Annotated in this window: 10 protein-coding genes; 4 read left to right on the top strand and 6 right to left on the bottom strand. The window is 43.7% G+C overall.

The features are described from left to right. Window positions 1-61 precede the first annotated feature (61 nt). From B2Z67_RS13790 to purL, 6 genes are all read right to left on the bottom strand, one after another. The gene (locus tag B2Z67_RS13790; protein WP_291530416.1) at window positions 62-619 is read right to left on the bottom strand and encodes a GyrI-like domain-containing protein; all 558 of its coding nucleotides are present in this window, start codon (window positions 617-619) and stop codon (window positions 62-64) included. Window positions 620-690: 71 nt separating this feature from the next. Further along, window positions 691-1,509 carry a helix-turn-helix domain-containing protein gene (locus B2Z67_RS13795; RefSeq protein WP_291530417.1) on the bottom strand — a complete coding sequence of 273 codons (819 nt, stop codon included), beginning with the start codon at window positions 1,507-1,509 and terminating at the stop codon, window positions 691-693. Window positions 1,510-1,529: 20 nt separating this feature from the next. Next, window positions 1,530-2,078, bottom strand: coding sequence for a chromate transporter (locus tag B2Z67_RS13800; RefSeq protein ID WP_291530431.1), 549 nt, complete (start codon window positions 2,076-2,078; stop codon window positions 1,530-1,532). Between the two features lie 55 nt (window positions 2,079-2,133). After that, entirely contained in the window at window positions 2,134-2,682 is a 549-nt protein-coding gene (locus B2Z67_RS13805) for a chromate transporter (RefSeq protein ID WP_291530418.1), read from the bottom strand. A gap of 43 nt (window positions 2,683-2,725) precedes the next feature. Further along, the gene (locus B2Z67_RS13810) at window positions 2,726-6,748 is read right to left on the bottom strand and encodes a hybrid sensor histidine kinase/response regulator transcription factor (protein WP_291530419.1); all 4,023 of its coding nucleotides are present in this window, start codon (window positions 6,746-6,748) and stop codon (window positions 2,726-2,728) included. A 180-nt stretch (window positions 6,749-6,928) separates the two neighbouring features. Continuing rightward, window positions 6,929-10,633: a phosphoribosylformylglycinamidine synthase gene (gene purL / locus B2Z67_RS13815; protein ID WP_291530420.1), complete on the bottom strand. Its 3,705-nt coding sequence runs from the start codon at window positions 10,631-10,633 to the stop codon at window positions 6,929-6,931. Between the two features lie 262 nt (window positions 10,634-10,895). On the opposite strand from purL, the gene B2Z67_RS13820 reads away from it, so the two are divergent. From B2Z67_RS13820 to B2Z67_RS13835, 4 genes are all read left to right on the top strand, one after another. Next, window positions 10,896-11,549, top strand: coding sequence for a LysE family translocator (locus tag B2Z67_RS13820; protein ID WP_291530421.1), 654 nt, complete (start codon window positions 10,896-10,898; stop codon window positions 11,547-11,549). 14 nt (window positions 11,550-11,563) lie between these two features. Continuing rightward, window positions 11,564-12,106, top strand: a complete 543-nt coding sequence (locus B2Z67_RS13825) for a DUF4924 family protein (RefSeq protein ID WP_291530422.1) — start codon at window positions 11,564-11,566, stop codon at window positions 12,104-12,106. A gap of 63 nt (window positions 12,107-12,169) precedes the next feature. Then, the gene (gene rfbD, locus B2Z67_RS13830) at window positions 12,170-13,030 is read left to right on the top strand and encodes a dTDP-4-dehydrorhamnose reductase (protein ID WP_291530423.1); all 861 of its coding nucleotides are present in this window, start codon (window positions 12,170-12,172) and stop codon (window positions 13,028-13,030) included. A 20-nt stretch (window positions 13,031-13,050) separates the two neighbouring features. Continuing rightward, complete coding sequence (locus B2Z67_RS13835) at window positions 13,051-14,625, top strand: peptide chain release factor 3 (protein ID WP_291530424.1); 1,575 nt, start codon at window positions 13,051-13,053, stop codon at window positions 14,623-14,625. Window positions 14,626-14,714: the final 89 nt, after the last annotated feature.

The following is a 14,714-nucleotide window of genomic DNA, read 5'->3' on the forward strand; positions in this document are numbered from 1 at the left end:
AACTTAAAATACAAAGTGACAAAGTGATAATCCCCTTAACTTCTACACTGCAACAAAGAATCTACTCTTTTAGTTTCACCAATTTCCGGTAGATTATCTTCTTATTAGCTACGTCGTATATCTCTACAATAGGTCCATCGCCCATATTGTGTGCCCGTGCATACTTCTCGATTGCCGGATACACCTTCATAAACCCCACAATGATGGAGAATTTTCCTTTAAACGGAAGTTCCGCGGTGACGACAGTATCCGTAGGGAGCGTTTGTATCCTATATTTGCACTTATCGGGATTCAACCGTTCAACGTCCCCGGCTTCAATGATACAGCCGGATTCTGACCTGAGCTGAGTTTCTTCCACTTCTTTGGGATTATCATAGAAGATGCCAATCCCTTTATAAGTTTCAATTTCAAGTTCATTGAGCAAATAGTAATATACTTCGTTCGTAATATCGGGTGTTTGCTTATAGCTTCCCTTTACCTCTTTGTACACAATGACCTCTCCGCCTGCAACTTCGGTTCTCACTTTGATGGTGCTGAAACCACCGGAATAGGCATAAATACCCAAAATAGCAATAACTATTATTGCTGCAATAATGATGTATATCATCTTCCTTTTCATTATATTTTCTGTGATTGAATGCTACAAATATAAGCCACCGAAGGGATTATTCCATTGTACAAAAACGACATTTATGCTTCTACATAGGTCAGTGTAGCTTCTTCTGCTGATGTGGGACGACTGATGAAGGAGTAGGGAGTACTTCCTGACAAGCTTTTTATCTCCCTTGAAAGATGAGGCACATCATAATATCCTGCGTGGATGGCGGTCGACAGCAAATTGTCGCAAGCATTGTTTCTCAGCAAGTCGACGGCATTCTTGAACTTCATAATTCTACTGTATATCTTGGGAGTATATCCGGTATCCATTTTGAATCTGCGTTCGAATTGCCGCTGGCACAAACAGATATCATTCATCAGCGACTGTACGGACAATTTGCCTTGATGGCGGTTAATCTGTTCTACGGCAAATGCAATCTGCGGATCTGCGGACATGTCTTGCTTGTATAAGGACTTGATGAAGAGTTCCTCTATAATCTTGATTCTGTCTCTGAAACAACTTTCTTCGCACAATCTTTCTGCAAATGAAGCATCGAAAAAGCCTGTAACTTCGTCGGCGCCGATTCTCAGGTTGGTAAGCTCGTGCAGAGGAAGCCGGATGAAACGGGATAATCCGCAAGGCAGGAAGCGTACGCCCAGCATGTGAACCGTTTCCGTATATGCCACCAGTTCCGAATAGGTATGCATCGGACCGATGAAATAGGCACGGTAAGGTTGCAGTCTTAAGGTGCTGTCCACTGCCTGGGTTGCTTCTCCAAGGGTGAAGATGAAGTCTGTGCAGCCGTCGGGCAGTATGTTGATGCGCATTCCGTATTCGGGATTGCCTTTGAACTCCCAATACTTGTCGATATAGGGGGAGAGCAGGTTGCAGGGCGAGTATTCTTTGTACATATATAATTTTAGCTGAAGACTTAGTACAGTATTAATCCTGCTATTCCGCACGCCACAATCATCGCAATCGGATTGATTTTATATTTCCTTGTCCCGATGAAAGCTATCAGAAAAATACTGCAACTGATAATGAACGAGTACATGTCTTCGTTGGGTGAACTGAAGTTTTCCGTATTCATCAATGTCAACGCCGCCGAGGCAAGCAAGCCGACTACCGCCGGGCGAAGCCCACTGAATACAGCTTCTACTACAGGATGTTTTTGATATTTCAGGAAGAACTTACTGATAGCCAGCATTAATATAAAAGAAGGAAGCATTACTGCAAAAGTTGCGATTACCGATCCCCACACACTTCCCGTACTTGTGAAACCAACATAAGTTGCCGAATTGATTCCAATAGGTCCGGGCGTCATCTGGCTGATAGCCACAATATCCGTAAACTCTTTCGGCGTGAGCCATCCGTAGCGGGTAACTACTTCACCTTGTATCATAGAAAGCATGGCGTATCCGCCACCAAATCCAAAAAGACCGATCTTGAAGAATGTATAGAACAACTGAAGATAAAGCATGAGGGAGGGCATGAATTATGAATTATGAATTTTAAATTATGAGCAAACTTAACTTTCAACTCTCAACTTTCGGACGGCATAGCCGTCCGTACAACCATCCTCCCACTCCGGCAATAATAATTACCCAGACAGGTGAGAAATCCAATAACCAGATAAGCAAAGCTGAGACTACGGGTATCCATATATTGTAGCGGTTTATCTTGGCTGATTTCGCCATATTGAATGTGGGGACAGCAATCAAGGCAACCACTGCCGGGCGAATCCCCTTGAATATACGTTCTACTATGGCGTTATCTTTGAAGTTATGAAAGAACAATGCGATAGCAAGGATGATAATGAATGAAGGCAGTACGGTACCTGAAGTGGTAATAATACTTCCACGAAGTCCTCTTAACTTATATCCGATGAAAATGGATATATTGACGGCTAAAACACCTGGAGTTGATTGTGATATGGCAAGCAGGTCGATAAAATCATCTTTCGCTATCCATTTTCGTTTATCTACTACTTCCTGTTCTATCAGAGGTACCATAGCATAGCCACCTCCAATAGTGAAAACTCCTATTTTACAAAATAGTGAAAATGCTTCCAAGTAAAAATTCATAGTAAATATTCATATTATCACCTTAATTATATAATCGCTTACTCTACTGTCCTTCTACTTTATCATCTTCATTCTTTTGTTTCGCATATTGACTGGGGCTTACATTAAAATGTTTTTTGAATACCTCACGGAAGTATTTCGCATCACTGAATCCGGTCATATCTGCAATTTCCGTAACGCTGTGTTGTTGTTCTTTCAATAATTGTGCGGCACGTTTCAAACGGATGAGGCGGATATAGTCTGCCGGAGCCTGGTCGGTCAGCGCTTTGATTTTATTATAGAAGCTGGTACGGCTCATGTTCATTATTGCACAAAGCTGGTCGACATTGAAAGCCGGATTATCTATATTATCTTCCACATTCTTCTTGATGTTAGAGATAAACTTCCAGTCAATGTCTGTCGAACAATTGACGCAGCTTGTAGTACTACTGTCGTCTTCATTCTCATTCAACTCCAGATTGGCATATTTACGGCGCAGTATAGTACGGTTGGTAAGGATGTTAGCAATTGTTGCGCGCAAGATACCAATGTTGAACGGTTTTACAATATATTCATCTGCCCCTGTTCTCAGTCCTTCGATAATATTCCGGTCATTATTCAGCGCAGTAAGCAGTATGATAGGGATGTGCGACGTGTCGATGTCGTTTTTCAGAATATGGCATAGTTCATCACCTTGCATTTCGGGCATCATAATGTCTGAAATAATCATATTTGGCATGTACTCCTTAACTATTTCGAGCGCTTGCTTACCGTCATTGCAAACTTGTACAGTATAACTGTCGGACAGTGTATTGCGCAAGTATTCTCTCAATTCGTCATTATCTTCCACAATCATAAGTCTGGGCCGGTTATTATCCGAAAGATTTTGCTTGGTTGCATCATAAACAGATGTTGAGGATATAGTTTGCGGTACTCCTGATTCCTTATAGATAATCTTTTCGAGTCCCAATTTCGGGCTATGAATAGCTTTGTGATAATATCTTTTCTCTTTTGGGAATGTAATCTTGGCGCAGGAACCCTTACCCTCAATACTGCTGAAGTTGATTTTCCCTTTGTGCAAACGAATGAGTTTTCCTACAAGCAACAAACCGATTCCGCTACCTGTAACTTTGGAATTGATGGCATTGCTGCCCCGGAAATGAATTTTGAATAGTTTCTTTTGTTCGGAAGCCGGAATTCCTATACCCGTATCCTTTATTTCCACGCTCCATGTATTTTCACTTACACAGGCATAGATATATACGTTACCTCCTTCAGGAGTATATTTCAAGGCGTTCGAAATCAGATTCTTCAAAATAGAATCCATCTTTTCTTTGTCGAGCCAGACATTCATGTAACGGAAATTACTTTCGTAAGTCAAACTGACATGTTTCACCTCGGCATAAGACCGGAAAGTATTTACCATCTCCTCCATGTAAGTACTTAATTCATATTCGGATACATACAAGGCGCTGGAGTATGTGTCTGCACGCTCAAAGTTAATGAGGTTGGTAGTCAGACGCAATAACGCATTCACGTTTCGTATGGCAGTTTTCATATTGGCGTGTCCGTTTGGACTTAAGGACTCTTTCTCGCTAAGCTCTTCCAAAGGAGCTTTTATCAGTGTCAGCGGAGTACGGATATCATGTGCCGTATTGATAAAGAAACGTATCTTCTCGTTTGAAATCTTACGCTGCTTACGCAGGATAATGAAGCGTAAAAATATAATGGCGATGGCAACAACAATGGCTGCATATAACAACATTGCCCATATACTGAGCCAAAAAGGCCGGTCTATTATAATGTCCATGCTGCGCTCTTCAAGGACAACATGATTGTCTTCACTGGAAATTGCACGTACGCGTAAGGTGTATTTTCCGGAATTCAGATGAGAAAGACGGATCTGGCAATTTTCTTCAGGCTGGCTCCATGCTTCATAGAATCCGTCCAACTTCCATGAATACAGAAACAAAGAGGGATAATCATAGTTGATAGAGGCTACCCGTAAAGAGAATGTATTTTGATTGTACTCTAATTTGAGGGTTTTAGTATCGTCAAGATCCACCTCTAATGGGGAACCTTGGTCTCCCGGATAAACAGTTTGGTAGGATACCCGTAAATCACGGAATACCATTCTGAAATCATAGTCATGGGGAATTTCCAGGTTCTTATCAAACTCTACGGCTCCGTTAGCGCTGCCAAGGATGAAATTCCCGTTTTTACGAAGTGTACCCGATTCGGAGTTAAAGTGTTCGGTCATTAATCCTTGATCTTTCGTCCAGTTATGGAATTCCTTTTCATCTGTGTAAAAGTAACTCATACCGTTTTCCGTGCCAAATACCATTTTTTCATCCCTGTCGGAAAGAATAGCATATATGTTATTCGAAATGAGAGAACTGTTGTCCTTATGATAATGTTCGAATGTTTTCTTTTCATGATCATAAATGAGCAATCCGGAATTGCTGGTTCCTATATATAACAAACCGTTTTTATTCTGATAGAGTGAATTTATATAGAAAGAATAAGTAGGTAATGGAATATATTGAGATTTTCCGGTCTTCTTTTCCAATAAATACAGACCGGTGGCGGTACCTATCCACATGTACTTTTTATCTTTCTCAATGATATTTGTGATACCGCGCAAACCATGTTCCACACGTATTATTCTGCGGTGGTAGTCTATTTGCTTTAAGTTATAATAACCGCCTGACCATATTGTGCCGTCGGAGTCTTTCACAATGGAGCGTATATATTTGTCAGGCCGGAAAGCCGAACCGACAAACAAAGAAGGAGAAAGGAAACTTGCTGTGAGGGTCTTCTTGTCAATCTGGTAAATTCCGGAACTGTATCCACCTGACCATATTATGCCTGGTGCAACTTCACACAAAGAAACAAAAATCTGATTTCTTATTTTATTTGTAAGATCGTCTTCGCTGAGGAATGAGTGCCATCGGTCTGTTTTTGAAAGATAAAGACTGATGCCATTATTGGTGGCAAACCATAAATCACCTTCATTATCTTCAATAATAGCGTTTACCTGATCATTAATAAGTGATTGTTTATGACCGATGGAATGCTTGATCCATTTGTAATTGGTATATCGGTTGTTGCGGACAGTAATGCCGAGTGGATTATTAGCCAGCCAGATACGTTCGCCATCCACATATATATCATTGACACTGTTACCGTTCATTGCGTTATTCTTATTATGATCGGCAACAATATACGGTTGGCATTCGTAAGATTCCACGTTCATTTTGTACACACCGGCACCGTCCGTAGCAATCAATATTTCTTTGTCATTGAAAGCTTGGATGCGGTTGATGCTGACGTCTACCAAAGTAGTATCAAGTTTGATGGTTTGGTGATTGCTTAAATCATGGAGAAATACCCCTCGCTGAAATGTACCTATGAAGAGCTTGTGTGATGCTTTATGAAGAAACAACTCGCTTACTTGCATTTTTAATAAATCAAGTTGCTTACAAGGCAGGATATTGAGGATGGTATCTTTTAATTCGGCATGGTGTGTACCGGCATCCGTTGCAATAAAATAGCGTTGAGAGTCAATCTGTTCGATGTCGGTGATATTTTCACCGAGTTTATTTTTGATAACAGTTACTTTTTCAGTATCAACATTATAAAGGTATATTACTTTGTTATTGCATAACCACGCTACGTTGTTACTGTCGATAAAACCATAACTCACCGGAGACAGGCTTTCTTTTGCCACCTCATCCGGAATTCTATATACTACTTTGAATTGGTCGTGCTTGACGTCATAACGAAATATCTTTCCTCTCCAATCCATTTGCCAAAGAGTGTTATCCTTACCGACACAAAGCCAATTCAAATTTTGCATCGGATTAATCATTTCTTCGTCAATGAGTTGATATTGCCGGAACTCTTTTCCGTCATATCGGTCAATGCCGTTATGAGTAAGAAACCACATGTAACCTTTGGGTCCCTTTTGAATGGCATACACTCGCCGACTGCTCAAACCATCTTCCACGCCAATGTATTTGTATGTTTGGGCAATGCAGAAAGAAGAAACATATAAGAACAAAAAGGTTAGGGCACTTTTTCTCATGATAATTATCACTGTTTGTTATAGGGGCTATTGTGATATTGTTGCAAAAATATGTATTTCTTTTGATAAATGCAAGCTTAATGGCAGAATAATGTTATATTTTTTAAGGATTTTATATAAAAAAGGTGCAGTATATTATCAACTGCACCTCTCTATTTCATTTAAATGATATGGCTAAAATCACTTTGTTTTTTCTTCCACCCATTTTCGGGCATTGACAAAGGCTTCTATCCACGGAGTGATCTGGTCATTATGCTGACGGTCAGCAGGATAATAACCATTTTGCCAAGGGAAGATAGAGCGTTCCAAGTGAGGCATTATTGCCAGATGGCGTCCGTCGGCATTTACCAGTCCGGCAATGGAATAATCCGAACCGTTCGGGTTGGCGGGGTACTCATCGTAGCTATATTTAGCAACCACATTATATTTGTTTTCGTCGTAAGGCAAAGAGAACTTTCCTTCGCCATGAGCCATCCAAATACCGAGTTTGCTTCCGCTCAGAGATCCGAACATGACACTGCGATTGGTCGGAATGGTAAGCCCCAGGTATCTGGATTCAAATTTATGGGATTCGTTGTGCAACATCTTGCCTTTTTTCTTATGCTCAGGGGATATAAGGTTCAGTTCCATCATTAACTGGCAACCATTGCAGACGCCAAGTGAAAGCGTGTCTTTACGGGCGTAATATTTATCGAGCGCTTCTTTCGCTTTGGGGTTGAAGAGGAAAGCTCCCGCCCATCCTTTGGCAGACCCCAGTACGTCGGAGTTAGAGAAACCACCGCAGTAAACAATCATATTTACGTCTTCCAGTGTCTCGCGTCCGCTGATAAGGTCGGTCATGGTTACATCTTTCACGTCGAAACCTGCCAGATAGAGAGCGTAGGCCATTTCCCGGTCGCCATTTGTACCTTTTTCGCGGATGATAGCTGCACGGATACCTGTTGATGTGCGGCGGTCCGGATTGATATCGTATTGTGAATATTTGCCTTTGAAGCCCGGTACGAAAGCAAATTCCAACGGCTGCATCTTGTAATTCTCGAAGCGCTTCTTGGCGCAACCGTTCATAGATTGCTTGCGGTCGAGCAAGTAAGAAGTGGAATACCATACGTCCCGCATATAGTCGATACCGAATTGATAAGTGGCATCGTCTTTTGATACCAGGATATGGCGTTCATCGGTCGGCTTGCCAATCTTTATGTAACCTACGCCGGCTTCTTCGAGTATTCCTTTTACTTCATTTTTATGCTTGTCGCTCACTTGGATAACGATACCCGGATTTTCGGCAAACAGTATCTTGACGAGGTCATTCTCCTTCATTTTGTCGAGGCTGATTTCCATACCGCCTTCTACGTTAGAGAAACACATCTCCAGTAAAGTCGTGATAAGACCACCGGCGGAAATGTCGTGACCTGCAAGGATTAGTTCTTTGTTTACCAATTCCTGTACGGCAAGGAAAGCATCGCGGAAATATTCGGCATTCTGTACGCTGGGTACTTCGTCGCCTACCTTGCCCAATGACTGTGCGAAGGCGGAACCACCTAATTTCAACGTGTCGAAGCTGAAATCAATATGATATAAAGTTGTTTTCTCATTATTTACGAGTACCGGAGAAACTACTTTCTTCACGTCGGAAACTTCGCCGCCTGCTGAAACAATAACGGTTCCCGGAGCAATTACCTTGCTACCATCGGGGTATTTCTGTGTCATGGACAGAGAGTCTTTTCCGGTCGGCACATTGATTTGCAGGGAGCAGCAGAAGTCACTTAATGCTTTTACGGCAGTATAGAGACGCGCATCTTCACCTTCCTGTGAGCGACAAGGCCACATCCAGTTGGCAGAGAGGGATACACTGTCAAGACCTTCGGCAAGCGGAGCCCAAACCAGGTTAGTCAATGCTTCACTTACGGAAAGTACCGAACCGGCGGCCGGATCAGCAAGTGCAGCTTGCGGAGCATGCCCCAGTGAAGTAGCGATACCTTTTTCGCCACGATAGTCAAGGGCTACCACGCCGCAGTCGCTCAGCGGTAATTGCAGTTCACCCTGACATTGCTGCCGGGCTATTTTACCTGTTACCGAACGGTCTACCTTGTTCGTTAACCAATCCTTGCAGGCTACGGCTTCCAGTTGTAATACGTTTGTCAGGTATTCATGTAGCTTGGACTGTTCATATTCCGGCATTTCGTAATGACGTTCTACGGTTTTATCCACCATATATGTTTTGGGAGACGAACCGAACATTTGTTCTACGGCAAGATCGAACGGGCGTACGCCGTCGGCTTGTTGGAAGACGAAGCGGTGGTCGCCGGTAGTTTCACCTACTACATACATTGGGGCGCGTTCGCGCTCGGCTACTTTGCGTACATATTCAATGGCTTCTTCCTGAATCAGCAAGCCCATGCGTTCCTGACTTTCGTTGGCGATGATTTCTTTGGCGGACAAAGTTTTGTCGCCAATAGGCAACTTGCTCATATCAATCAGGCCGCCACACTCTTCCACCAGTTCCGACAAGCAGTTTACGTGTCCTGCCGAACCGTGGTCGTGGATAGAAACCACCGGATTGGTTTCTTCTTCGCAAAGGGCGCGTACCACATTGTAGGCGCGCTTCTGCATTTCTGCATTGGCGCGTTGCACGGCATTCAACTCAATACCGCTACTGTAACGTCCGGTATCTACGGAAGATACCGAGCCGCCGCCCAAACCGATGCGATAGTTATCACCACCGATAACAACTACCTTGTTTCCGGCTTCGGGCGTACCTTTCAGGCAATCGCGTTTCGTACCGTAACCTACACCGCCGGCAAGCATGATTACTTTGTCGTAACCATAAACTTCGTCGTTTTCTTTATGTTCAAAGGTCAGCACGGAACCGCAAATCAGCGGTTGGCCGAACTTATTGCCGAAATCGCTGGCGCCGTTGGATGCCTTGATTAATATTTGTTCCGGAGTCTGGTACAGCCATTTGCGTACAGGCAGTATTTCTTCCCAGGGACGTCCTTCGTCCGTGCGAGGATACGAAGTCATGTAAACGGCAGTTCCGGCAATGGGCCATGAACCTTTGCCGCCACCCATACGGTCGCGGATTTCACCGCCTGTACCGGTGGATGCGCCGTTGAAGGGTTCTACGGTTGTTGGAAAATTGTGAGTTTCAGCTTTCAGGGAGATAACGCTCTTGATGTCTTTCACCTGGAAATAGTCGGATGTAGAATGGTCGGCGGGAGCGAATTGCTCAACAACCGGACCTTCGGCAAAGGCTACATTATCTTTATAAGCTGAAATAATCTTGTTGGGGTTTTCCTGTGTGGTCTTCTTAATCATCTGGAAGAGGGAAGATTCCTGCTCTACACCGTCGATGACGAATGTTCCGCCGAAGATTTTGTGGCGGCAATGTTCGGAGTTAATCTGGGCGAAACCGAATACTTCGGAGTCGGTCAACTTACGTCCGAGGTCTTTCTCTACTTCTTTAAGATAGTCCATTTCCTCTTTGGAGAGCGCCAAGCCTTCTTTTTCGTTGTAAGCCTCTAAATCTTCGATGTGTACAATCGGTTCCGGCTTACGGTTGATAGTGAAGATTTCCTGGTTCAAACCTTTGTACATGCGTTGCAGCATGGGGTCGTAGTCGGCGTTTTCATCTTTTACGGGAAGATATTCCTCGATACGGACGATTCCGTTTAATCCCATATTCTGGGTGATTTCTACGGCATTTGTACTCCAGGGAGTAATCATTTCGCGACGCGGACCGACGAAATGTCCTTTCAGTTTGTCTTCACTTTCGGGGTTGGCTTCTTCGAAAAGCCAGCAGAGTTTATCAATGTCTGCCAAGGGGAGTGCGTGGTCGCATTCTACGGCTATCACGCTTTTGGATAAGGTTCTGAAAAAGAGAATCATACTTACTATTTATGATTTGTGATTTATATTTTGGGGCACTTCTGAAAAAGCAGGAGCGTATTTACGGGAAATGCCAATATTTTCTTCGTGGCGCAAAGATACATAAAATCGTTGGGGGAGAGAAGTAAAAGGAAACAAAAATCCTTCATGCAATAAATCCTTATCCGCAATAATAGCCATTCTTACCCTTCCTGATGCTTCTCTGTTGAAAAAACGTTAACACTATTGGCTTGTCTCATAAAAAAGTACGATATTTGCAGCCATGATTGAATTGAAGACCATATTTGATATATTATGGAAAGGGTTCATTATTGGGGTAGTTGTATCGGCACCACTGGGACCTGTAGGCGTATTGTGTATTCAGCGTACATTGAATAAAGGACGTTGGTACGGTTTTATAACGGGGCTGGGAGCCTCGTTGAGTGATATAGCTTATGCATTGTTGACGGGCTACGGAATGAGTTTTGTGTTCGACTACGTCAATAAAAATATTTTTTATTTGCAGTTACTCGGAAGTATTATGCTATTGGCTTTTGGTATTTATACGTTTCGTAGTAATCCTGTTCATTCCATTCGTCCTGTTTGTGCCAATAAAGGTTCCTACTTCCATAATTTCATTACCGCATTTGCCGTTACACTATCCAATCCGCTTATTATCTTCCTTTTTATCGGTCTGTTTGCCCGTTTCGCGTTTGTCAGTGAAGGGGTGCTGATCTTCGAAGCGGTGACCGGATACATTGCCATTGCGTTGGGAGCGTTGGTATGGTGGTTTGGTATTACCTTTTTCGTGAATAAAGTCCGCACGCAATTCAACCTGCGCGGTATTTGGATATTAAACCGTATTATCGGCAGTATTGTCATCATTGTATCTGTGTTCGGGCTGATATTTACATTGATGGGTGCGTCACTGTACTGAGGAAAAACATCGTTATGAAGACAGCCCAACAATTAAAAGCGCGGAATATCGCGGAATACCTTATATATATGTGGCAAGTAGAAGATCTGATTCGCGCCAACGGGTGCGATATGGATAAGATACGTTTGAATATCATTTCACGCTATCCGGAAGAAGAACGTCCGGCTCTGGATGAATGGTATGGCAATCTTGTCGACATGATGCGTATAGAAGGTGTGAAGGAGAAAGGACATTTGCAAATCAATCGTAATGTGATAATAGACCTGACCGGATTGCATGTCGAATTGCTGGCATCGCCTAAGTATCCTTACTATAGCGCCGCTTATTTTAAGGCATTGCCTTTCATTGTAGAACTTCGCCGGAAGAACGGAAAAACGGATGAACCCGAATTGGAAACATGCTTCGAAGCCTTATACGGGATTTTGTTGCTGCGTTTGCAGAAGAAAGAAATTACTCCGGGGACTGCGAAAGCGATGGAAACCATCAGCAGTTTTATTTCCTTGCTTGCCAATTATTACGAGAAGGATAAGAGGGGAGAAGTGGCGGTTGATGAATGACAGACAACAGGCGGGCAGATGATAGGGCAAGTTTAATTGTACGTAACAAATTCTATATATAAGATGAGAGTATTAATCACCGGGGCAAACGGGCAACTTGGCAACGAGATGCAAGTTCTTGCTAAAGAGAATCCGCAACATACGTATTTTTTTACCGACGTACAGGAATTGAACATCTGTGACGAACTGGCCGTATGGAGGTACATTACAGAGAATCAGATTGAGGTGGTAGTGAACTGTGCCGCCTATACCGCAGTTGATAAGGCGGAAGACAACGGTGAATTGAGTTATGAACTGAATCAGGAAGGTCCGGGAATTCTGGCAAACGCTGCGCAAATCAATGGCGCCGCCATGATACAAGTCTCCACGGATTATGTTTTCGACGGAACGGCGCATGTCCCTTACACGGAAGATTGCACGCCGTGTCCTAATTCGATTTATGGTCTTACAAAGCTGGGCGGGGAAACAAAAGTGTTGCGGCTTTGTGAGAAAGCGATGGTAATCCGTACGGCGTGGTTGTATTCTGCCTACGGAAATAATTTTGTGAAAACAATGATTCGTTTAGGGCATGAGCGTGATTCGTTAGGAGTTGTTTTCGACCAGATTGGTACGCCGACTTATGCCAATGATTTGGCACGAGCCATTTATGTAGCCATCAATAACGGCATCGTTCCCGGTGTTTATCATTTCAGCAACGAAGGCGTGTGTTCGTGGTATGATTTCGCAATTGCCATTCATCGCCTTGCCGGTATTACAACGTGTAAGGTAAGTCCGCTGCATACGGACGAATATCCGGCAAAAGCGCCGCGTCCGCACTATTCCGTGTTGGACAAGACAAAGATAAAGAAGACATTCAACATTGAAATCCCCCATTGGGAAGAAAGTTTGAAAGTATGTATTGAAAAACTGAATACCCAACAATAATATTACACCTATTAATATATATGGCGAATAATAACGAAATTGAGAGGAGAAGAACTTTTGCGATTATCGCGCATCCGGATGCCGGTAAGACTTCATTGACCGAGAAGTTGTTGCTTTTTGGCGGACAGATACAAGTGGCAGGCGCCGTAAAAAGCAATAAGATAAAGAAGACGGCAACGTCCGACTGGATGGATATAGAGAAGCAGCGTGGTATTTCCGTAACCACTTCCGTGATGGAATTTGATTACAGAGACTACAAGATCAATATCCTCGATACGCCCGGTCACCAGGATTTTGCCGAAGATACGTACCGTACGCTGACGGCTGTAGATAGCGTTATTATCGTGGTGGACGGTGCGAAAGGTGTGGAAACACAAACGCGCAAGTTGATGGAAGTATGCCGTATGCGTAATACTCCGGTGATAATCTTCGTCAACAAGATGGACCGCGAAGCCAAAGACCCGTTTGACCTGCTGGACGAATTGGAGGAAGAACTTTCCATTCATGTGCGTCCGTTGACTTGGCCTATCGAAAGCGGTATCCGCTTCAAAGGAGTTTATAATATCTACGAACAGAATCTGAACCTCTTCCAACCTTCCAAGCAAATAGTGACGGAGAAGGTAGAAGTGGACATCCATACCAAAGAACTGGATAACCAGATCGGTTCCCAACTGGCAGATAAACTGCGTGGCGAGTTGGAATTGATAGACGGAGTTTATCCTGAATTTGAAAAGGTGGATTATCTGAAAGGAGAACTGGCTCCCGTATTCTTCGGTTCGGCTTTGAACAACTTTGGTGTACAGGAATTGCTGGACTGCTTTGTTGAAATAGCCCCAAGCCCCCGTCCTGTCAGGGCGGAAGAACGTGAAGTAGAACCGGAAGAACCTAAATTCACCGGATTTGTCTTTAAGATAACGGCGAATATCGACCCGAACCACCGTTCCTGTATTGCGTTCTGCAAGATCTGTTCCGGTAAGTTCACGCGCAATGCCCCGTATCTGCATGTGCGTCATGGAAAAACAATGCGGTTCTCGTCGCCTACTCAGTTTATGGCGCAGCGCAAGACGACCGTTGATGAAGCCTGGGCAGGCGATATCATTGGTTTGCCTGATAACGGAACTTTTAAAATAGGCGATACGCTGACGGAAGGAGAGATGCTTCATTTCCGCGGTTTGCCCAGCTTCTCACCGGAGATGTTCAAGTATATAGAGAATGCCGACCCTATGAAGCAGAAACAACTCGCCAAAGGTATCGACCAGTTGATGGACGAAGGTGTGGCGCAGCTATTCGTCAACCAGTTCAACGGGCGGAAGATTATCGGTACGGTCGGGCAGTTGCAGTTCGAGGTTATACAATACCGGTTGGAGAATGAATATAGCGCCAAGTGCCGTTGGGAACCGTTGAGCCTTTACAAAGCTTGCTGGATTGAAAGTGATAATCTTGCCGAACTGGATGCTTTCAAGAAACGCAAGTATCAGTACATGGCGAAAGACCGTGAAGGCAGGGATGTATTCCTGGCGGATAGCGGCTATGTATTGCAGATGGCTCAAACGGATTTTAAACATATCAAGTTCCACTTCACGAGCGAGTTCTGATTCGTACGTTTGAAACGGACTTATCCATAAAACTCCCTCCCAGGGTTTTCGCGTATTCTACTCTCACCCCTCACTTTTTTCCCTGTATC

It is taken from the genome of Bacteroides sp. UBA939, from assembly GCF_002293435.1.
Lineage (GTDB): Bacteria > Bacteroidota > Bacteroidia > Bacteroidales > Bacteroidaceae > Bacteroides.